19 protein-coding genes and 1 tRNA gene are annotated in these 22,114 nt (G+C 36.1%); 6 read left to right on the top strand and 14 right to left on the bottom strand.

Translation table 11 applies throughout. The features are described 5' to 3' along the window. Nucleotides 1-9: 9 nt before the first annotated feature. Nucleotides 10-2,415, bottom strand: coding sequence for a TonB-dependent receptor (locus ACSVH7_RS03970; RefSeq protein WP_438065385.1), 2,406 nt, complete (start codon nt 2,413-2,415; stop codon nt 10-12). Between the two features lie 115 nt (nt 2,416-2,530). Between ACSVH7_RS03970 and ACSVH7_RS03965 the strand changes: the two genes are divergently transcribed. Beyond that, nucleotides 2,531-3,535, top strand: coding sequence for a helix-turn-helix transcriptional regulator (locus tag ACSVH7_RS03965; RefSeq protein ID WP_438065384.1), 1,005 nt, complete (start codon nt 2,531-2,533; stop codon nt 3,533-3,535). A 54-nt stretch (nt 3,536-3,589) separates the two neighbouring features. Here the strand turns inward: ACSVH7_RS03965 and accC are convergent, their stop codons facing one another. The 6 genes from accC to pdxA form a co-directional block, all read right to left on the bottom strand. Next, nucleotides 3,590-4,936 carry an acetyl-CoA carboxylase biotin carboxylase subunit gene (accC, locus tag ACSVH7_RS03960; protein WP_438065383.1) on the bottom strand — a complete coding sequence of 449 codons (1,347 nt, stop codon included), beginning with the start codon at nt 4,934-4,936 and terminating at the stop codon, nt 3,590-3,592. A gap of 84 nt (nt 4,937-5,020) precedes the next feature. Further along, a complete protein-coding gene (gene accB, locus ACSVH7_RS03955) occupies nt 5,021-5,503 on the bottom strand; it encodes an acetyl-CoA carboxylase biotin carboxyl carrier protein (protein ID WP_438065382.1) in 483 nt (160 codons plus the stop codon). A gap of 23 nt (nt 5,504-5,526) precedes the next feature. Further along, entirely contained in the window at nt 5,527-6,525 is a 999-nt protein-coding gene (locus tag ACSVH7_RS03950; protein WP_438065381.1) for a beta-ketoacyl-ACP synthase III, read from the bottom strand. Between the two features lie 174 nt (nt 6,526-6,699). Next, nucleotides 6,700-6,894 carry a 50S ribosomal protein L32 gene (gene rpmF / locus ACSVH7_RS03945; RefSeq protein ID WP_007137315.1) on the bottom strand — a complete coding sequence of 65 codons (195 nt, stop codon included), beginning with the start codon at nt 6,892-6,894 and terminating at the stop codon, nt 6,700-6,702. 9 nt (nt 6,895-6,903) lie between these two features. Further along, complete coding sequence (locus ACSVH7_RS03940) at nt 6,904-7,458, bottom strand: YceD family protein (protein ID WP_438065380.1); 555 nt, start codon at nt 7,456-7,458, stop codon at nt 6,904-6,906. A 102-nt stretch (nt 7,459-7,560) separates the two neighbouring features. Next, on the bottom strand, nt 7,561-8,604 hold the full coding sequence (gene pdxA / locus ACSVH7_RS03935; protein ID WP_438065379.1) for a 4-hydroxythreonine-4-phosphate dehydrogenase PdxA: 1,044 nt from the start codon (nt 8,602-8,604) through the stop codon (nt 7,561-7,563). A gap of 57 nt (nt 8,605-8,661) precedes the next feature. On the opposite strand from pdxA, the gene ACSVH7_RS03930 reads away from it, so the two are divergent. After that, nucleotides 8,662-9,249 (top strand): riboflavin synthase, encoded by a 588-nt coding sequence (locus tag ACSVH7_RS03930; protein ID WP_438065378.1) that lies wholly within the window; start codon nt 8,662-8,664, stop codon nt 9,247-9,249. Between the two features lie 513 nt (nt 9,250-9,762). Here ACSVH7_RS03930 and ACSVH7_RS03925 read toward each other — a convergent pair. Together ACSVH7_RS03925 and mce are read right to left on the bottom strand one after the other, a co-directional pair. Further along, nucleotides 9,763-9,836 (bottom strand) — tRNA-Ile (locus tag ACSVH7_RS03925). A gap of 136 nt (nt 9,837-9,972) precedes the next feature. Further along, a complete protein-coding gene (mce, locus tag ACSVH7_RS03920) occupies nt 9,973-10,374 on the bottom strand; it encodes a methylmalonyl-CoA epimerase (RefSeq protein WP_438065377.1) in 402 nt (133 codons plus the stop codon). Nucleotides 10,375-10,486: 112 nt separating this feature from the next. On the opposite strand from mce, the gene ACSVH7_RS03915 reads away from it, so the two are divergent. Both ACSVH7_RS03915 and ACSVH7_RS03910 read left to right on the top strand, forming a co-directional pair. After that, nucleotides 10,487-12,151: an Ig-like domain-containing protein gene (locus ACSVH7_RS03915; RefSeq protein WP_438065376.1), complete on the top strand. Its 1,665-nt coding sequence runs from the start codon at nt 10,487-10,489 to the stop codon at nt 12,149-12,151. Between the two features lie 5 nt (nt 12,152-12,156). Further along, nucleotides 12,157-12,588, top strand: a complete 432-nt coding sequence (locus ACSVH7_RS03910) for a cytochrome c oxidase assembly factor Coa1 family protein (RefSeq protein WP_438065375.1) — start codon at nt 12,157-12,159, stop codon at nt 12,586-12,588. A 17-nt stretch (nt 12,589-12,605) separates the two neighbouring features. Here the strand turns inward: ACSVH7_RS03910 and ACSVH7_RS03905 are convergent, their stop codons facing one another. The 4 genes from ACSVH7_RS03905 to ACSVH7_RS03890 form a co-directional block, all read right to left on the bottom strand. Continuing rightward, complete coding sequence (locus tag ACSVH7_RS03905; RefSeq protein WP_438065374.1) at nt 12,606-13,370, bottom strand: amidohydrolase; 765 nt, start codon at nt 13,368-13,370, stop codon at nt 12,606-12,608. A gap of 121 nt (nt 13,371-13,491) precedes the next feature. Further along, nucleotides 13,492-14,253, bottom strand: a complete 762-nt coding sequence (locus ACSVH7_RS03900; protein WP_438065373.1) for a succinate dehydrogenase/fumarate reductase iron-sulfur subunit — start codon at nt 14,251-14,253, stop codon at nt 13,492-13,494. Nucleotides 14,254-14,320: 67 nt separating this feature from the next. Continuing rightward, nucleotides 14,321-16,330, bottom strand: coding sequence for a fumarate reductase/succinate dehydrogenase flavoprotein subunit (locus ACSVH7_RS03895; protein WP_438065372.1), 2,010 nt, complete (start codon nt 16,328-16,330; stop codon nt 14,321-14,323). A gap of 11 nt (nt 16,331-16,341) precedes the next feature. Then, on the bottom strand, nt 16,342-17,007 hold the full coding sequence (locus ACSVH7_RS03890; protein ID WP_438065371.1) for a succinate dehydrogenase cytochrome b subunit: 666 nt from the start codon (nt 17,005-17,007) through the stop codon (nt 16,342-16,344). 343 nt (nt 17,008-17,350) lie between these two features. Here ACSVH7_RS03890 and ACSVH7_RS03885 point away from each other — a divergent pair, with 343 nt between their 5' ends. Further along, nucleotides 17,351-18,712, top strand: a complete 1,362-nt coding sequence (locus ACSVH7_RS03885) for a hydroxymethylglutaryl-CoA synthase family protein (RefSeq protein WP_438065370.1) — start codon at nt 17,351-17,353, stop codon at nt 18,710-18,712. Nucleotides 18,713-18,813: 101 nt separating this feature from the next. Here ACSVH7_RS03885 and ACSVH7_RS03880 read toward each other — a convergent pair whose 3' ends face one another. Next, on the bottom strand, nt 18,814-20,295 hold the full coding sequence (locus ACSVH7_RS03880; protein ID WP_438065369.1) for a helix-turn-helix domain-containing protein: 1,482 nt from the start codon (nt 20,293-20,295) through the stop codon (nt 18,814-18,816). Nucleotides 20,296-20,503: 208 nt separating this feature from the next. On the opposite strand from ACSVH7_RS03880, the gene aceB reads away from it, so the two are divergent. Beyond that, complete coding sequence (aceB, locus tag ACSVH7_RS03875; protein WP_438065368.1) at nt 20,504-22,105, top strand: malate synthase A; 1,602 nt, start codon at nt 20,504-20,506, stop codon at nt 22,103-22,105. Nucleotides 22,106-22,114 lie beyond the last annotated feature (9 nt).

The raw sequence follows: 22,114 nt of genomic DNA, 5'->3' as shown, positions 1-22,114 counted from the left end.
TATTATTATTTATTTTCTTTTATCCATAATAAAATAGCGCAACTTAACCGAGAAATTTCTTCCTGGTTTTTGTAGAGCATAATTATCATAGAGTAATTCGTTTGTTAAGTTCCTAGCTTCTAAAGCAATATTATATTTTCCATGGGCTGCTGAAAAAGTCACATTAAAATCGTGCGAAAGTTGCTGTGGAAGGATCAGCTTATTATTAGAAGAACCTAAATTTTCCCAATTCAGAAAAAAATCGCCCACAAAATTCATGGCATAATTTAGGCTCAATACATTGCCCTTTTTCCAGATATTTTGAAAATTATACGAAGCATCAAGATTTCCAAAAAAGTACGGAACATTGGGAATACGAATATTGTACGTCAAGCTTTCGCGCTCACCAGATGTGGAGGCTACAAAGCGTTCTTTATCTCGCAAATCCTGATACGTCACATTGGCTCCAATAGAGAATTTATTTTTAAAAGAATAACGCACTTCGGCATCTACGCCCATGTTACGCACCTTACCGTGATTGGTAGAACTTGCTGTACCATTGCGTTGTTCAATAATCCTCCGAATGTAATCTTGGGTATCACGATAGTAAAAATTCAAATCGCTATAAATAGTATGATTCGTAGCTACTTCTTTATTTAAGACAACTCCAAAATTATAATTCATAGAATTTTCTGCCTTCAAAGCCGCATTCCCGGTTTCTAACACTTCATCTCCAAACAATTCGTTTTCTGTGGGCATTCGAAATGCTTTTTCTGCAGAAGCTTTGAACTGCAACGCTTTGTAGCAATAGGTTGCAGCTATTCCATATCCGGTGGCATTATAGTCTTTTTCAACAGCAATAAAAGAAGGACTAGACACATCGCCTGTATTTACTGGTCCTTTAATATTTTGTTGGTAATTTTTCCCGAAAATATCAAAGTTCAAGCTTTGATTGAACTTATGACGATACGAAAGTCCAACAACATTTTTCTGACTTATTCTAGCCATATTATCATAAGCGACTCCCAACTCCGGGTTGGTGTTTTCGATTTCATTTTTTCGGTTATACCCCGTTAAAACATTGTTCAATGAAAACGTATTTTTACTATCTAAACGATAATTCAAATTAGTAGTAGTCGAATAATTGTTATTATAATAAGAAACCAAAGTACCATTTCCAGACTCCCCGGCGGATCCTGTTACTCGATAATCTCCCAACCAATTGTATTGTCGGTTGATAGTATCGTTGTTGCTATTTTTATTTTGATTATAGGTAGCCGCCAACTTAAAATTCAATCCTTTGGTAAATAAATTACGCTTTTCATAATTCAGCGTAGGCATAATGGTATGGGAGGTTCTAAACTTTTTACCAAAAACAATTTTCATCATATTGGCCGTTTGAATGTCTGCATATTCTTGACCAAAAGTAACGCCAATCAAAAAGCGATCAGCCCATTTTTTTTTGACAAAACCTGTTTTTAAAACCACGGTTTCGTTATGATAAGTATCGTGAAAACGCTCTACCCATTTATTATGAATACTGTAAGTTCCAGTGTTCACATCGAGTATATCCTCAATAAAAACTTTATAATTATTATCCGAATAATTTTGAAAAGCGTTCAACTGCAACGTAAAACCATTTGCATCGGTAAAGCCAAAATTCAAATTGGTTTTGTGCGTATTAAACGATCCATAAGAATAAGAAAGATCCATAAAAGTATGGTTTCTTTGATTAGTCACAATATTGATCGCACCGCCAAGCGCATCAGCACCAAGTTCAACGGGCACCACACCTTTGTAGACTTCTATCCGATCCGCAATACCAACAGGAATATTATTCAGTTGAAATGCGGTTCCAAAACCTTGCATGGGTACTCCATCCATAAATAACTTAACGTGTTTTCCAGAAAAACCATTAAATGAAATAGACATATCTGAACCAACACCTCCAGTTTCTCTAATTTTGACACCAGAGGATTTATCCAAAAGATGGGCTAGATCTAAAGTAGAATTGTGCAGTGGTTTTGCCTCTAATGCCACCACATTAAACGCAGATTCTTTCACTTTTTGTCGCGAAGATTTTCTCTTGATAGCCACTTCCTTTAGCGAAATGGGAGCCTTTAATTCCAAATCAACATTGCACTTATATTCTGTTTTACGCTGCAAATCTATGTTTAGCTTCTTGGTCTGATAATTTGGTGATACAACAACCATTTGATATATCCCTTGGGGAGCTATAATTGCATACTGTCCTTTTTGATCGGTTTGAGCTGTAAATGAAGTCGATTCTAAACGAACAACTACATCTTGTAAAGGCGCTCCGTTCGAAATTATTTTTCCATATAAGTGAACGTTTCCTTGTTGTGAAAACCCATTGGCAAAAGAAAAAAGAAAAAAAACAGCTACGATACTTTGAAAATACTTGGTAAAAATCATAAAAGAAAATTAACGTTATGCTTAATTAGATTAATTATAAATAACTTTGCAAAAGTACCTTTATTAAAGAGAGAAGAATAATGAAAAAAGGATTAAAAATAACGGAAACCGAATTATGTATATCAACACTATCCTGAAGGAAATCAATAAAACAATTATAGATGTGCATCTTAAAGACGAGTATTCTGACGCTCCAACTTGTACCCAAAAAAAACAAGAAATTATACATTCGGGTGGTGTAGAAGGGAGTATTTCCGTATGCCATTCTACGGGGTTTTGTGTCATGCGTTGCGATTGTAATTTGAATACTACTTGCACAGACTTGCTAACTATTGATGACGATTACGTACATGTTTCTTATTTGGAAACAGGTTCATTTAGTGTATTGAAAAAGGGAAAAAAAATACCTAAAAAACTAAAAACAGGGTATCTGAAATTGGGATACCAAAATCACTACGAAGCAGCAATGCAAATGTCTAGTAATGATGAAAGATTAAATTATACCCGAATCTTATTATCCAAAAAATTTTATCTTGGACTATTGAAAAATGAACATTGGGCCAAAAATCATACCTTTTACAACGAAGTAATCCAAAACAAGCCCGTTGAATTAGGATCCTACAAAATTACTATGAATTATGAAATCATAACAATTCTTGAAGAAATAGTAGCCAATTCTCATCAAGGCCCCTTAGCACACTACTACATACATTCAAAACTCAAAGAATTATTCTTGATGGCACATATTTCAGAAACCGAAAAGGAAAAATTTTCTTCATACGTTACAGAAGAAATAGAAAAACTAAGTGAAGCCAAATTATTTTTAGAGAAAAATTTTCATCAAAATCCCTCCATCAAACAATTGTCAAGAGCTGTATTGTTGAATGAATGTAAATTAAAAAAAGGGTTTAAAGAAACCTATAATAGTACGATTCACGCCTACATCACACAGTTACGAATGCAACACGCTAGAAAATTACTTTTAGACAAAAGAACAACCAACGAAGTATCTTCCTTTCTAGGTTATAAAAGTGCCTCTCATTTTATTGCTACCTTCAAAAAACATTTTGGCAGCACCCCAAAACAATTGATACTCTCACTACCCGAAAATCAAAACTAAAAAAGCGATTGTAGTGGTTACAATCGCTTTCTAAATTCATTTTTATCAGAAATACTATTCTGGATCATTCATTTTAAATGTGTCCATAAAGGCAGTAGTGTAATCTCCTGCTATGTAACGAGGATCATCCATTAACTGTCTGTGGAAAGGAATGGTAGTTTTGATTCCTTCAATTACGAATTCATCCAAAGCTCTACGCATTTTGCTAATTGCTTCTTCACGAGTTTGCGCCGTAGTAATCAACTTTGCAATCATCGAATCGTAATTTGGCGGAATAGTATAACCAGAATATACGTGTGTATCTAAACGTACTCCGTGTCCGCCTGGCATGTGCAACGTAGTAATTTTTCCTGGAGAAGGACGAAAATCGTTGTAGGGATCTTCAGCATTAATACGACATTCGATCGCGTGTAAATTTGGATAATAGTTTTTTCCAGAAATTGGCACGCCTGCCGCTACTAATATTTGTTCGCGGATTAAGTCGTAATCCACTACTTGTTCTGTAATTGGATGCTCTACTTGGATACGAGTATTCATCTCCATAAAGTAGAAATTACGATGTTTGTCTACTAAGAACTCTACCGTACCAGCACCTTCATATTTAATGTATTCTGCTGCTTTAACCGCTGCGTCTCCCATTTTTTCGCGCAACTCATCGGTCATAAATGGTGATGGCGTTTCTTCTGTTAATTTTTGGTGACGACGTTGAACCGAACAATCTCTTTCAGAAAGGTGACATGCTTTACCGTAAGCATCTCCCACAACTTGGATTTCGATATGACGAGGTTCTTCGATTAATTTCTCTAAGTACATCCCGTCATTTCCGAAAGCAGCTGCTGATTCTTGACGAGCGCCTTCCCAAGCTTTTAATAAATCTTCTTCCTTCCAAACGGCACGCATCCCTTTTCCACCACCACCAGCAGTTGCTTTCAACATCACTGGATATCCAAATTCTTTGGCAAGAGAAGCAGCTTGTTCGTAGGATTCTAAAATTCCAACAGAACCTGGTACGCAAGGCACGCCTGCTTCAATCATAGTGGCTTTGGCCGAAGCTTTATCTCCCATACGATCGATCATTTCTGGAGCAGCCCCGATGAATTTAATACCATGTTCTTGACAAATTTTTGAGAACTTTGCATTTTCAGACAAAAACCCATAACCTGGGTGAATAGCATCAGCATTGGTAATTTCGGCAGCCGAAATGATATTAGGCATTTTTAAATACGACAAATTGCTAGCGGCTGGGCCAATACAAACCGCTTCGTCGGCAAATTTTACATGTAAACTATCAGCATCTGCAGTAGAGTAAACTGCTACAGTTTTAATGCCCATTTCTTTACACGTTCTAATAACCCTTAGCGCGATTTCACCTCTATTTGCAATTAATATTTTTTTAAACATCTTCTTTTTATTAAAATTACAAATTCCAATCTCCAAACTCCAATTCCTTGGATTTTGTGATTTGTCTATTGGAATTTTTAAAAATTATGATGGATCTACTAGGAATAACGGTTGATCAAATTCTACAGGAGACATATCGTCTACTAAGATTTTTACGATTTTTCCTGACACTTCTGATTCGATTTCATTAAATAATTTCATGGCTTCAATTACGCAAAGCACATCTCCCTTATTAATGGTACTACCCACCTCTGCAAAAACAGGTTTATCTGGGGAAGGTTTTCTGTAGAAAGTTCCAATAATTGGCGACTTGATAGTGATGTATTTAGAATCTTCTGATTTGGCTGGTGCTTCTGTAGGAACAACAACTGGAGCAACTTGTGGTACAACTGCTTGCTGCATTACGCCTTGTGAAGGAGGCAACTGTTGTACGTAAGTGGTTTCGGTTACGTTACCTTCTAGGGTTGTTCTGATCGTGATTTTTACATCATCCATTTCTAATTTAACTTCAGCAACGCCAGAATTTGCTACAAATTTGATTAGGTTTTGAATTTCTTTTAAATCCATAATTGTTTTGTTTTAGTTTTAATTTATTTTGTGTCGTAGGCCCATTTTAAATAAATAGAACCCCAAGTAAATCCTCCTCCAAAAGCAGCAAATATTATATTATCGCCTTTTTTAAGTTTCTTTTCAAAATCGTGAAGTACCAATGGTAAAGTAGCTGAAGTAGTATTTCCATAACGCTCTATGTTGACTAGTACTTTTTCTTCTTCAAGATTCATTCGATTAGCAGTAGCATCAATAATTCTTCTATTGGCTTGATGTGGCACCAACCAATTCACATTTTCATTCGTCAAATTGTTTCGTTGCAGAATGAGCTCACTAGCATCAGCCATATTGGTTACAGCATATTTGAATACTGTTTTACCATCTTGAATAATGTTGTGCATGTTCTCTTCAACAGTTTGGGCTGACGTTCTTAGAACAGAACCTCCCGCTGGAATTTTCAAAAAGTCACGACCTACTCCGTCACTTCTAAGGTATTCATCTTGTAAGCCATACCCTTCATAATTAGGTTCGAATAAAACGGCTCCTGCACCATCTCCAAAAATAATACAAGTAGCTCTGTCTGTATAATCAATTATAGAGGACATTTTATCAGCCCCTATAAGTAGTACTTTTTTATATCTCCCAGATTGAACATAGGCCGCAGCGGTAGACATACCATACAAAAAACTAGAACAAGCGGCTTGTAAGTCGTATGCAAAAGCATTGGTAGCTCCAATTTCAGTAGCCACATAAACTCCAGTTGAAGCCACGGGCATATCAGGAGTGGCTGTAGCCATAATTACCATATCAATTTCAAGGGGATCGATATTGGCTTTTTGAATTAAATCTTGAGCGGCTTTAATCGCCAAAAAAGAGGTTCCTTTACCTTCTTCTTTTAAAATTCTTCTTTCTTTAATACCTGTTCGACTGGTGATCCATTCATCGTTAGTATCCACCATGGTTTCCAATACTTTGTTTGAAAGTACAAAATCTGGAACATACCCTCCTACTGCGGTAATTGCTGCGGTAATTGCATTCATTGTATAGACTATTTCAATCAAATATTGCTATTTGATTTTTTTTATTTAAAAGACTCGAAAATTACAAAATTTATTCTAAAACTATGGTTTTGGAATTTCTTATTTAAAAAAATAAAAAACAATAAAAAAAACTCCCACAAAGTGAGAGTTCAATTATTGTTTTTTAAAAATATATTAAGCAACCGCTACAGATTTATCTATAACTACTTGCCCTCTGTAATACATTTTACCTTCATGCCAGTAAGCTCTGTGGTACAAATGTGCTTCTCCTGTAATAGGACAAGTAGCGATTTGAGCTACAGTTGCTTTGTAATGTGTTCTTCTTTTATCTCTTCTTGTTTTCGAGATTTTTCTTTTAGGATGTGCCATTTTACTATATTATTTATCCGTTAATAGTTGCTTTAATTTGTCCCATCTTGGGTCAATATTGTCTTTACTTACTTGTTCTGTATTCTTTTCTTTCACTTCTTTACTTGCGGTCAAATTCTTTAGTTTTTCTAAAGTTTCTGTTTGCAAAGTTCCATCTTTTACGCCAGGATGCACGCGTCTTAAAGGCACTGAAAGCACAATCATTTCATAAATATATTGCGCGATATCTATTTCAAATTCACCATAAGGCAAAATCAATAGCTCTTCATTATCATTATTGAACGTTTCACCAAAACGTACAATTAATTTAATTTTACCTTTTATAGGCAAATCAAATTCTTCTCCTGTTTGATCACAAGGTACTTGAACGGTTCCTTTGTGCTTAAAATCAAGCTCTAATAAATTGGCTTTTTTTTCTAAAACCACTTTTACTTTGATGGCCGATTTTTCAAACTCATTAAAGTCAAAGATCTCAAAGAACGATGAATTGATCTGGTATTCAAATTGATGTTTTCCTAGCTTCAATCCCACAAATGGAATTATGAATTCTTTTCTCTTACTCATCGCATCAATATTTTTCCCCACCAAGTGATTACTTGAATCGGGGTGCAAAGATATAAAATTATTATAAATCTAATAATGTTATTTACCTTTTTTTGTTTATAACTATTTTTCCTTTGTTTTTAACGGATTCAAAACTACTTCCTCGTACTGCAATCTTGATTTATAGATATCTATCGCTAAATAGACCGCCTCCTTGAAAGAAGTAAAATCAGCCTGATTTTTTCCTGCAATATCATACGCCGTGCCATGATCGGGAGAGGTTCGCACTTTGTCAAGTCCCGCTGTATAATTCACTCCTCTGCCAAACGATAGGGTCTTAAAAGGAATTAATCCCTGGTCATGATAGGCTGCGATAATAGCATCATATTTCTCATATTGATTGCTCCCAAAAAAACTATCGGCAGAAAAAGGACCAAAAACTAACGTTCCCTTTTCAAATATTTTTTTCAAAGTAGGCTTAAGCAAAACATCATCTTCTGAACCTATCACGCCTCCATCTCCACAATGCGGATTCAAACCTAACACTGCTATTTTTGGCTTATTAATACTAAAATCACGAATCAGAGTTTGTTTTATCGTTTCAATTTTCTTGACTATCAACTCTTCTGTCAAACTTGAAGCCACTTCATTCAATGGCACATGATCCGTTAGTAAACCTACTCTCAAATCGTCATTCACCATTAACATCAAAGCGTCTCCTTCTAACTCTTGAGCCAAATAATCGGTATGCCCTGGGAATTTAAAATGGTCTGAATGAATATTATATTTATTAATAGGAGCCGTCACCAAAACATCCACAATTCCTTCTTTCAGCGCTTTTGTAGCTGCCACAAAAGACTTGATAGCATACTCACCCACCTTATCATCATTAGCACCTGGACTCAAATCAACCCCTTCTCTCCAAAGATTAAAAACGTTAATTTTTCCTATTACGATTTGGTCTAGCTTATCAATTCCATGAATTGCAGCCGACGAGTCCATTCCTTTTTTTAAATAAGAAACGATTTTTACATTGGCAAAAATTACAGGAGTACAAAATTCTAACATTCGACTATCCTCAAATGTCTTCAACACCACTTCGCTTCCAATACCGTTTAAATCTCCAATCGAAATTCCAACAATTATATTTTCTGCCGTTTTATTCATGAGCTCCCGTTTTTTATTGCTAATTTTGAGGTACAAATTTAATAAAAAAAATCAAGAATGTTTACAGGAATTATCGAAACCCTAGGCACTGTTGAAGAAATAAAAAGAGAGCAAGACAACTTACATCTTACGATTTCATCAAACATCACCTCCGAACTCAAAGTCGACCAAAGTGTGGCTCATAATGGCATTTGCCTCACAGTGGTAGCCCTAAGCCAAAACAGCTATACCGTCACCGCCATAAACGAAACTATCCAAAAAACCAATATTGGAACTTGGCAAACTACAGACAAAATCAATCTAGAAAGAGCCATGAAACTTGGTGACCGCTTAGATGGTCACATCGTACAAGGACATGTGGACCAAACCGCTACTTGTATTGCCATTCATGAAACTAACGGTAGTTGGCTTTTTACCTTTGATTATGACGCCACACTAAACAACATTACCATTGAAAAAGGCTCCATAACCGTAAACGGAGTGAGTTTAACAGTGGTAAATTCAAAAAAAAACAGCTTTAGTGTCGCTATCATCCCGTATACATTTGAACATACTACCTTTCAATACTTCAAAATAGGAAGTAAGGTTAATTTAGAATTTGATGTCATCGGAAAGTATGTAGCTCGATTACATTCTTTGAAATAATCAGCAACAATAAAAACAGAAAAAACTCCAAGTCACCTTGGAGTTTTTTCTGTTTTTATTTTATAATGTAGCAAATAAATACCGAATAAAATTGAAAAAAAAACTAGTACCAAACTATAATCATCTATTGGCAAACTAGGCGGCGGCGGCGGACTCCCACCACCAGAAGGAGTAGGAACCGAAGGCTGACCAAACAAAACACCCCCACTGCTCAAAACAAGCAAAAGAGTCAAAATGTAAGATGGTATTCTATTGGTATTTTTCAAGTAATCTTTTAATTTGGAAATTGTTGCGCAAAATAACTACTATTTTATTGTATAAAAAAATTATTTATTTGATTTTTTACCAATAAACCCCCTACTGATAACCACGTAAGACCTTTGCTACAAACCAAACCTTATTCCCTTAAAAAAGCTACAAAATCAATCTATTCTTCCTGTACACTTTTCCAAATTTCAGGAATTTACTTTACAAAAAAGCCCTTACATTGCTGTAAAGGCTTGATTTTAAAAGTGGTCCCACCTGGGCTCGAACCAGGGACCACCTGATTATGAGTCAGGTGCTCTAACCAGCTGAGCTATAGGACCGGTTTAGAGTGTGCAATATTACTACTATTTTTTGTTCAGACCAAATATTTTAGTCGTGGATTTTGATTTTTATCATTATACATAAGCCTCTCAAATGGAATCTGCTGATAATGAAGCAATATAGAAATTAAAAAAACTATCTAATTTCCTGACACAACTCGATTAAAACACCGTTTGTAGTTTTGGGATGTAGAAAAGCGACTAGTTTATTGTCAGCACCCTTCTTGGGTATTGGATTTAAAACCACAAATCCTTCTTTTTCTAATCTTGTGATTTCTGCCACTATATCGGATACATCAAAGGCGATATGATGAATCCCTTCACCTTTTTTTTCAATGAATTTGGCAATAGGACTTTCTGGATTCGTAGCTTCTAATAATTCTATTTTATTAGGGCCATTTTGAAAAAAGGAGGTTTTCACTCCCTCAGAAAGTACTGCTTCTTCTTTGTAAGCCGGGGCGCCAAATAACTTCTCAAAAAGTAAATTGGAGGCTTTTAAATCTTTAACAGCTATTCCGATATGCTCAATTTTATTCATTAGTATTCATTTTTAGGGTAAAATTAGCAATTCTAAAGTCATTAAATCTCTCAAAAAGATTTTAATTACAGTAAATATAATTGTTATTTTGTAGTTCTTAATTCAAACAATTATGCCAACAGCTAACTATCGCCTTATTTCATTGCTTTTTCTCTTCTTTTGTATCAGTTGCGCTAAAAAGGGAAGTATTACAGGCGGAATGAAGGACACGATAGCTCCAACGCTGAAAATGAGTTTCCCTGAAAATTATAGCACAAACTTCAAAGGAAAAGAAATCAAACTTACTTTTGATGAGTACGTTAAATTAAAAGGTGTGGAAAAACAACTCATCATTTCTCCTCCCATGAAAAATGAACCCTTGATTATCCCATCAACGGTAACCAAGTACTTAACTATCAAAATTAAAGATACGCTTCAACCTAACACTACTTATAGTTTTAATTTTGGACAAAGTATTACCGATAATAACGAAGGCAATCCTTTGAATCAATTCAAATATGTTTTTTCAACAGGCTCTTATATCGATTCGCTTGCCCTTGGCGGAAGGGTAAAAGATGCACTTGATAAAGAAGTTGAATCGTTTGTTTCTGTGATGCTCTATGAAGTAAATGAAAAATTCACAGATTCAGTGGTGTACACGAGCCCGCCAAGGTATATTACCAATACGTTGGATAGTTTAAAGACCTTTCGTTTAGAAAATCTAAAAGCAGGAAAATACCTTTTGGTAGCCTTGAAAGACCGTAATAACAACAATAAATTCAATCCCAAAACTGATAAAATTGGGTTTCATAAACAGTTCATAACCATCCCAAATGACACCATTTATGAACTTGAGTTGTTTAAAGAAACACTGCCTTTTAAGGCCTACAAACCCTACCAAGCATCAGGAAATCGATTGATACTAGGCTATGATGGCACACAAGATTTTTCGAAATCAAAGCCAAAAATTAGCCTGAAAAATAATACCGAAATGCTAGAAAGTATCGTAACCCAATTTCCAAAAAAGGATTCTTTACAAGTTTGGTTTAAGCCCATCAAAGCCGACTCCTTGCAACTGAACATCAAAAAAGAACACTATCAAAATGATTTTAGTTTCAAAATCAAAAATCAAAAAAAAGATACGTTAAGCATCAATGCTGTGCAGACCGGAATTTTGAACATGAGAGAGCAATTCACGTTAGAATCCTCAACTCCGTTAGTTGCAATTGATAAGAGCAAAATTTTCATAAAAGATAGCAAAACAACAATCACCGAATTTACCCCTACTTATGATGAATTCCATCAAAAATTAGTTGTAAACTTTCCAAAAAAAACTTCAGAAAAATATCAAATTCAGTTATTACCAGGAGCATTGACGGATTTTTTTGGGAAATCAAACGATACCTTGACCTATAAATTAGAAACCCGAAGTGAAAGTGATTATGGGAATTTGACTGTTGATTTGCTAAACGTTAAACGTTTTCCAATAATTATTGAATTAACGAATGAAAAAGGAGAAATACTTGCTTACGATTACTCCGAAAAAAACACAAAAGTTGAATTTAATTTCCTTGAGCCTAAAGATTACACCCTAAGAGTTATCTATGATGACAACAAAAACAGAAAATGGGATAGTGGAAATTACTTAGAAAAACGTCAAGCAGAAGAAGTAATTTATTATTCGAAAGTCATAAAAGATGTCAGGGCAAATTGGAACGACAACGAAACTTTTGACCTCAGTATCCCTTACACGCCTGAGCCAAAAAAGAAAGAGGATAAGGATAAGAAGAGAAAATAGAAGAGATGAGTAATGATCTAATTGATTATGATTCTTGGACGAAACGGAATTGGAAATGGCTAATTCCAACTACAATTGCAATCCTATTTTTGATTTTTTACACTAGTATTTCCCTCTTAAACAAGGAAGCACCTCAATTTATCAAAGCCTATTCTGATACTACAGTTTTTGAAAAAGCGATTGTTATGGCCAATACCAATTCGGAAGTTAAAACTACAATCGGAACTATTGAAGCCATCGACAAATTAACTATTTTGGAAGGCAATATTGTTTATTCTAATAACGATAACTCTATTAAATCGACCATTAGAATCAAAGGAAATCATAAGCAGGGAAAAATGGACTTTACAGCCAACAAAAAAGGAAACGAATGGATTTTTCAAAAGATAAGTATACGCTGTAAAAATCCCAAAACGGTAATTCGGGTGATGGAATAAAGTGAATTCTTAATCGCTTACTTGATTTCAAAATCATCTTTATCATTCAAAAAACCTAGTTTTTGTCGGGTTTCTAATAAGGTACTTTTTTCTAAAGTAGCTATAAAAACACCGTCAGCTTCTTGTGGTTCTACAATAGCCCGACCCAAATAATCTTGCACTTGCGAATGTCCGTTGTATATATGGTGATTGGCATCTACTCCTATTCTATTCACCCCAATGGTATAACACATATTTTCAATCGCTCGTGCTTTGAGTAAGGTATCCCAGGCGTTTATTCGCGTATTGGGCCAATTCGCAACATAAAGCAATACATCGTATTCTTCACTATTTCGTGAAAAAGCTGGAAAACGCAAATCATAACAAATCAGAGGACACATTTTCCAACCGCGGTAATCGATGATTGTTTTTGATTTTCCGGCAGTATAGACTTTGTCTTCGCCTGCTAAGGTAAATAAATGTCTTTTGTCATAAAATTGTACTTCTCCTGAAGGAAAGACAAATACTAATCGGTTATAGAAATTTCCCTCATCGGAGATAACCAAACTCCCAGTGATGGCTGCATTTTTTGTTTTAGCTAACTGTAGCAACCATATCATTGTTTCGCCTTCCATCGGTTCAGCTACTAAATTAGGATGCATCGTAAAACCAGAGGTAAACATTTCAGGAAGCACAATTAAATCAATAGGCTCAGTAATTGCTTTGATTTTCTCCTCAAAATAATTCCGATTCGCTGCTGGATTTTCCCAGACTAAGGCAGTTTGTATGATGGCTATTTTCATTCTGATCAATCGCTATTACGTAAAGATACACAAATCTAAAAAGAGATTAGCTACGTATTATTACAATAAAAAAAAACGCATCCAAATGAATGAATGCGCCTTTCTACTTATTCTATTTGATTTACACCAAACTTGCTGATAAATATTCTCTATTCATACGAGCAATATTCTCCAAGGAAATTCCTTTTGGGCACTCAATTTCACAAGCTCCGGTATTGGTACAGTTACCAAAACCTTCTTCGTCCATTTGACGCACCATGTTCAATACACGATTGGTAGCCTCTACTTTACCTTGTGGCAACAATGCATATTGTGATACTTTAGCTCCAACGAACAACATCGCTGAACCATTTTTACAAGTAGCCACACATGCTCCACATCCAATGCAAGCAGCAGCTTCAAAAGCTTTGTCTGCATCAGCCTTAGGTACAGGAAGCGTATTAGCATCGATAGTATTACCTGAAGTATTTACAGAAACAAATCCTCCCGCTTGTTGAATTCTTTCAAAGGAAGAACGATCCACCACTAAATCTTTCACTACTGGAAACGCCACACTTCTCCATGGCTCAATTACGATAGTATCGCCATCATTGAACATTCTCATGTGTAATTGACAAGTCGTGATTCCTGTATCAGGTCCGTGAGCACGACCATTTATATACAAAGAACACATGCCACAAATTCCTTCGCGACAATCGTGATCAAAGGCCACAGGTTCTTTTCTTTCGTTCACTAATTGCTCATTCAATTGATCTAGCATTTCTAGAAATGAACTCGCTGTAGAAACATCATTTAATTTGTATGTTTCCATTTTCCCTTTGGATTTAGCGTTCTTTTGACGCCAAATTTGTAAGGTTATATTAATATTTTTTGCTGCACTCATGTTTTTTTTTTTTAATGTGATTAGCCTTTAGTTTACTTATTACTAACCGCTAATTACAACGCTATTACTATTTATAATTTCTTGCGGCTATTTTAATAAACTCGTATTTCAATTCTTCTTTATGAAGTACTTCGTCGCTGATGTTATCGCCTTTGTACTCCCAAGCTCCAACAAACTTGAAGTTCTCGTCATCACGAAGCGTTTCACCTTCAGCATCTTGGTACTCTTCACGGAAGTGACCACCACAAGATTCTAAACGTTGTAATCCGTCGATTGCCATTAATTGACCCAATTCGATAAAATCGGCTACACGCAATGCTTTTTCTAATTCAGGATTCAATTCATCCGCGCTTCCTGGAACGTACACTTCTTTGTAGAATTCTGCTTTAAGAGCTGCGATTTCTGCAATAGCTTCAGTCAAACCTTTCTCATTACGTCCCATTCCTACTTTATTCCACATAATCAAACCTAAACGTTTGTGGAAATGATCTACTGATTTTGTTCCATTATTGTTTAAGAATGTATCAATCGAATCTTTCACGCTTTTTTCAGCTGCAGCAAATTCTGGCAAATCTGTAGAAATTCTACCTGTACGAATGTCATCGGCTAGATAATCAGAAACGGTATAAGGCAATACAAAATAACCATCTGCCAAACCTTGCATCAAAGCAGAAGCTCCTAAACGGTTGGCTCCGTGATCAGAGAAATTAGCTTCTCCAGCCACGAAACATCCTGGAATAGTGGACTCTAAGTTGTAATCTACCCAAACACCTCCCATGGTATAGTGTACCGCAGGATAAATTTTCATAGGGGTTTCGTATGGATTCTCATCCGTGATTTTTTGGTACATGGTAAATAAGTTACCATATTTTTCTTCTAACCATTTTTTACCTAAAGAAAGAATCTCTTCTTGAGAAGGATTATGATTTCCTTTGGCGAAAGCTACTTGTTTTCCTTTGGATTGAATCTCTGAAGAGAAATCCAAGTACACTCCTTCATTAGTATCGTTAGCTTCGATACCGTGACCAGCATCACACACTTCTTTTGCAGCTCTTGAAGCCACGTCACGAGGCACTAAGTTACCAAATGCAGGATATTTTCTTTCTAAATAATAATCTCTATCTTCTTCAGCAATTTGTGTTGGCTTCATTTTACCTGCACGAATCGCTTCAGCATCTTCTTTTTTCTTCGGTACCCAAATACGTCCAGAGTTTCTCAATGATTCTGACATCAAAGTCAATTTCGATTGGTTGGTTCCATGTACAGGAATACAAGTTGGGTGAATTTGTACAAAACAAGGATTCGCAAACAAAGCCCCTTGTTTGTGGATTTTCCATCCTGCTGTTACGTTAGAACCCATCGCATTCGTAGACAAGAAATACACATTTCCGTATCCACCTGTTGCAATAATTACCGCGTGAGCAGAATGCCTTTCTAATTCTCCAGTAACCAAGTTACGAGCGATGATTCCACGAGCTTTTCCGTTCACTTTCACTAATTCTAACATTTCGTGACGGTTGTACATATCGATTTTACCCAAACCAATTTGTCTCGATAATGCAGAATAAGCACCTAATAACAATTGTTGCCCGGTTTGTCCTGCAGCATAAAAGGTACGTTGTACTTGCGTTCCACCAAAAGAACGGTTATCTAACATTCCACCGTAATCACGAGCAAAAGGAACACCTTGAGCCACACATTGGTCAATAATATTTCCAGACACTTCCGCTAAACGGTGTACGTTAGCCTCACGTGCTCTGTAATCACCCCCTTTAATAGTGTCATAGAACAAACGGAAGGTACTATCACCATCATTTTGGTAATTTTTGGCAGCGTTGATACCTCCTTGAGCAGCAATAGAGTGCGCACGACGAGGAGAATCTTGGTAACAAAATGCTTTCACATTATAGCCCATTTCAGCAAAAGAAGCCGCTGCGGAAGCTCCAGCTAAGCCAGTACCCACAACGATAATATCAATTTTTGGGCGATTGTTTGGAGCAACTAATCGTAAGTGATCTTTATAATCGGTCCATTTTTTAGAAATGTGACCTTCAGGTATTTTAGAATCTAATTTCATTTTGATTGATATTAATGATTAAAATGATGAAATAAAGCAATAAATATGAATCCAAAAGGAACCACAATTGCAAATGCATATCCTAATTTTTGAATAGAAGCGGAGAATTTGTTGTTGAATCCAACAGATTGGAAAGAAGAACTAAACCCATGCCATAAGTGAATCGCCAATAAAACAAAAGCTACCACATAGATACCTGTACGAACTGGGCTTTCAAACTTAGCCACCAATTCTTCAAAATATCTTGTTTCATTGATTGCTCCTGACTCAACATATTTATACGTCATTTCGTGAATCCAAAAATCAAAGAAATGCAATCCTAAAAATGCTAGAACCACTAATCCCGAAATAATCATGTTTCTTGAAGCCCAAGAAGCGTTAGCTGATCCATCGTACTTTACGTAGCTAATAGGTCTAGCTTTTTTGTTTTGAAGTTCTAAGACCATTCCCATTACAAAGTGAAAAACTACCCCTGCAATAAGTACGGGTTGCATTACAAATTGAATTAAAGGATTGTATCCCATAAAGTGAGACATTGCATTAAAAGCATCTGCACTAAAAACAGATACCATATTGATGAAAAAATGCAATGACAAGAAAGTAATTAAAAAAAGTCCTGATAAGGCCATTGCCACTTTTCTAGCAATAGAAGACTTTAACAACGCAGTTTGTGCCATATTTTTTTATATTGATTAATAAAAATTCCACACAAAAATAAGGCAATTAAAAAGGAATCACAACCCTTTTATATTTATTTATAATGATTTTAAAGTGTTTAACATAAATCTTTTTTTAAAGGATTTTCGATAAATTAACTTAAACATTCTTTAAAGAAATCCAAATGACTTTACAAATAATCAGAATCAGAGCGCAAAAAACAGGAATACTTTGCAGATTCAACAACAAAACTCCATAAATTAGCATTTTTCAAAAAAAGAGACTTTAACAAGAGAATATTAAGTTCATTCCCTTGCATTTGGAAGTGGGCATTTTACCTTTGCATTTCAAAATTTTAAATTTATGAAAATCGGAATTGACGCCCTTTCTTTTGACGTAGCCAAAATACACTTACCCATACAAACCTTAGCAGAAGCTAGAAATATAGAACCCGCAAAACTGCAAAAAGGACTCGGATTGACGAATATGACGCTAGCCGATGCCCATCAAGATACTGTAGTTTTTGGAGCCAATGCCTTGACAAAACTCATCCAAGAGCAAAACATTGCTTTAGAAGACCTTGCTAGAATTTACGTTGGAACCGAAAGCGCTATTGATAGTTCGAAACCCATCGCCTCTTTTTTAGTAGCCTTGATGGAGCAAAAATTTGGAGAAAACACCTTAAATCATTGCGATGCCGTTGATTTTACTTTTGCCTGTATTGGAGGTGTGGATGCACTTCAAAATTGCTTAGATTTTGTAAAATTAAATCCCACCAAAAAAGCCATTGTTGTGACTACCGATTTTGCTAAATACGACCTCAACTCTACCGGAGAATACACCCAAGGCGCAGGAGCCGTAGCTATGCTAATCTCCGCCAACCCAAAAATTATTGCTTTTGAGAATCATTGGGGCGTTAGCACGAAAGGTGTATTTGACTTTTTTAAACCTTACAGAACTATCTCAAAACAAGAAATCACAGGCAATAACAACAACGAGGCATGGTTTGATAACTTAGAAGGTGAAATTGAAATTCACAAAGACCAACCGGTGTTTGACGGACAGTATTCAAATCAGTGTTATATGGATCGTACCAAAGACGCCTACTTTGCGTTCAAAAAAGAAAAAAACACTTCTGAAACGATTTACGACAACTGGAAAAGCATTGTAATGCACTTACCGTATGCCTTTCAAGGACGACGTATGTTGACCGAAATTTATGCTTTAGATGCAACCGAAGCAATTATTACCGGAAACGAAACCCCAGAAGAATACCAAAACAAACTCAAAGAAATCAGCAAAACTCCAGCTTATCAAGATTTTGTGAGTCAAAAATTGCAACCTGCAGAAATCGCTTCTTCTTTAATTGGAAACCTATATACGGGTTCCATTTTTATGGGATTGTTATCGACTTTAGCGCATTTTTCAGAAAACAATACTGAAATTACTAACGAGAAAATGGGCTTTTTAGCCTACGGAAGCGGTTCAAAATCGAAAGTTTTCGAAGGAACGATTCAAGCCGAATGGAAAAAAGCATTACAACCTGTAGCGCTATTTGAAACGCTAGAAAAAAGCGTCGCAATTGATTTTGAAACCTACGAGAAACTCCACAAAAAAGAACAAAAACAACCCATTCGCATCCCAAAAAACGAATGGATTTTGGACCGTATCGAAATCGAAAATCCCAACTTATTAGGGGCTCGTTATTACAAATGGGTGGAATAGATACTAAATTAAAAAAAACAGATTTCATTGATTCCTAAATAAATCAATGAAATCTGTATATAAAATACTACACAACTTCTAACGCAGCACGAAACTATATTTTAACTAAACTTCGCCATATATTTCTGAACAATGGCTTCGGTGTTTTCGTTGCGTATTTTTTGATTGAGATGAATAGGTTCGGAGGCGCGTTCTTGGCAATCTTTCACGGCACAAGTTTCGCAGGTTACGCCCACCAATTGCTTGGGCACCACATCCCCTTCTAAGAATTTGAACTTTTTCTTTACTGATGGCGTGATTAAAATTCCCACCGAAATACTTCGCAAACAATCTTTCTTAAACGGATCAGGAGTAGCCGAGGAAAATACTAAATATTCATTGCTGCTGTTTTCGTAACGTGACACTTGCGCATCAAAAAAATGCGTCTTGCCTTGTGCTAACAATTGCTCGATAGTTTTGATCGATACCCATCTGCGGCAGTAGTGCTCGTTCATTTCGTTAGCGTGCGGTTCTTGTTGGTTGGTAATATGTAGTTCCTTTTTGATTTGGTAGGTATCCGCGCCTATTTTGTGAGACAAACGCAAGAAAAATAGGTTTTTCAAATTGAAATCCTTCGGCAAAATATTCGTCAATCGCTGATAGAAGGATTCTGGCGAGACGTTGAATTGCGTCATCAATTGCACCATTTCTTGTGGTTTTGGATTCTCTTTGGCCAAAAACAAATTCAATTCATCAATCAGATTTTGTCTAGGCAACAACAACGCACCTGCAAAATAAGAGGCATAAAAATTATTCAAAACTTGGTCAAAATTGTCGAATTTAATCCAACTGAACGTGTACAAACGCTCTTTGATTTCCATAAAATTATAAGCGATTTCTTTGGCCAAAACAAAAGCCTTTTGCCCTTCATCAATTTCGTCCGAAAGCAATAAGGTTTTGCTTGTAGACACATAAATTGAGCGTAAATCCCCCATTTCTTCTTGCTCAGAAAACACCAATTCTTTGATGGTATAACCGTATTCTTCAATTAAAATAGCTTTGAGCTCCTCGATAGAAACATTTGTGGTTACATCTACGTGAAAAGCTTTGCAAAACAACAACACCTTTTCTTCTAACTCTTCAAAATAGTTGTTGTGTGCTTCTTGATACGAACGTAAGGAAGCCAAAAAGAAACTTTCGCGAGATAAATTATAATGCTGTGCGATTTCGATAATGGTACTAATAAAAGCATTGACTTTAGCAGGTGCATTGGCGATGATATCAATCAAATCGGCTTCTTGAATTCCGAATAACTCTAATGGAATTTCTTTCAGAATTCCTGAAGTAAGGATTTCTCCAATTGGTGCCAAATTATTATCCAGTTTTAGCGAGACCAAATGATCATAAGTCACGTCTAATTTATCCGCAAGCAGAATAATTTTATCGGTTTTGGGATATTTTTTTCCTTTTTCGATCTCGTTCAAATACGATTTGGATAGTTCCGTAATCTTGGCGAGTCCAAACAATGACAAATCCTTACTTGTGCGAGCCTGCTTGAGTTTAAGCCCAAAAATCAACTTAATATAATCCTTTTCTACGTTCATAAAATCAAAGATAAATTAAAAAACTAAAATACGCAAAAAACATTTTTTTCATTTTTTGCGAACGTTCGCTTGTTTTGTAAAAAACTTTTTGTAGTATTGCAATATCAAAATGAACTAGTTATGAAATGAGCATAGCACTAAATGGCTTATAACCAACAAAAAGAATATGCGAATTACATATGACCGATAAAAAATAAAATATCAACATATGAAAACACTAACCGAAACCACCGAAAAAAAATGGCAATTTTTGAATGAAGAAATTGCGCAACACGAGAACATTTTAACCGAAGAAGCCATCGATTTTTTGACGGCTTTGCACGAAAATTTCAATGCTAAACGATTGGAACTTTTAGAAGCCCGCAAAGCACAACAAGTCCAATTTGATAATGGTGTGTTACCTACTTTCCCTTTGGAGACCAAAAGCATTAGAGAAAGCAACTGGCAAGCGGCTCCTATCCCAAAAGATCTAATCGACAGACGCGTGGAAATCACTGGACCAGTAGATAGAAAAATGGTGATTAACGCGTTGAACTCGGGAGCGAAAACTTTTATGTCCGATTTTGAAGACAGCACTTCGCCTACTTGGGACAACATCATGGAAGGGCAACAAAACCTGAAAGATGCCGTAAACAAAACAATTACTCTAGAAGATCCAATAAAAAACAAAAGTTATAAACTAAACGAAAAAACAGCCGTTTTGATTGTACGCCCAAGAGGCTTGCATTTGAACGAAAAGCATATCTTAATAGAAGACGAAGAAGCTTCTGGTTCTTTGATTGACTTTGGGTTATATGCTTTTCACAATCACGACCAATTGGCCAGAAACGGTTCGGCTCCATATTTTTACTTACCCAAATTAGAACATTATTTGGAAGCCAGATGGTGGAACGAAGTGTTTGAATTTGCACAAGAATACCTTGGAGAGCAACACGGCACGTTTAAAGCAACGGTTTTGATTGAAACCATAACCGCTAGTTTTCAGTTGGATGAAATCATCTACGAATTAAGAGACCATATCGTAGGCTTGAACTGCGGGCGTTGGGACTATATTTTTTCGTACATCAAAAAATTCAGAAATAATCCTGCCTTTATCGTTCCGAATCGAGACCAAGTAACAATGACTACGCCTTTTATGGACGCGTATTCTAAATTGGTGATTCAGCGTTGTCATAAACGAAACATTCACGCAATGGGCGGAATGGCTGCACAAATTCCGATTAAAAATGACCCTGAAGCTAACGAAATCGCCTTCAAAAAAGTAATTGCCGACAAAGAAAGAGAAGCGAGAAACGGACACGACGGAACTTGGGTAGCGCATCCTGATTTGGTTCCGATAGCGATGAAAGTGTTTAATGAAAATATGATGACCAAAAATCATATTCACATCAAAAGAGCGGATTTGCACATTACCGAAGCGGATTTGTTGCAAATTCCAGTAGGAACGATTACCGAAGAAGGGATTCGCAAAAACGTAAATGTGGCCGTGCTGTACATCACTTCTTGGCTAAACGGTCAAGGAGCTGCAGCGATTCATCACTTGATGGAGGATGCCGCCACGGCCGAAATCTCAAGGTCGCAATTGTGGCAATGGCTTCAAAATGAAGTGACGTTGGATTCGGGTGAAAAATTAACGACCAAATTGTACAATCGCATCGCCATGGAAGAATATGAAAAAATCAGAAAGCAAGTGGGCGACCGAGCACACGAGGAGGAAAACTACATCTTGGCAGAAAAACTATTAGACCAACTGGTAGTGAACAAAAAATTTGTAGAGTTCTTGACGATACCGGGTTATAAGTATTTGTAGGACTTAACA

The sequence above is a fragment of the Flavobacterium sp. TSSA_36 genome (assembly GCF_051547165.1).
GTDB lineage: Bacteria > Bacteroidota > Bacteroidia > Flavobacteriales > Flavobacteriaceae > Flavobacterium.
This window is presented reverse-complemented; position numbering and strand designations above follow the sequence as displayed.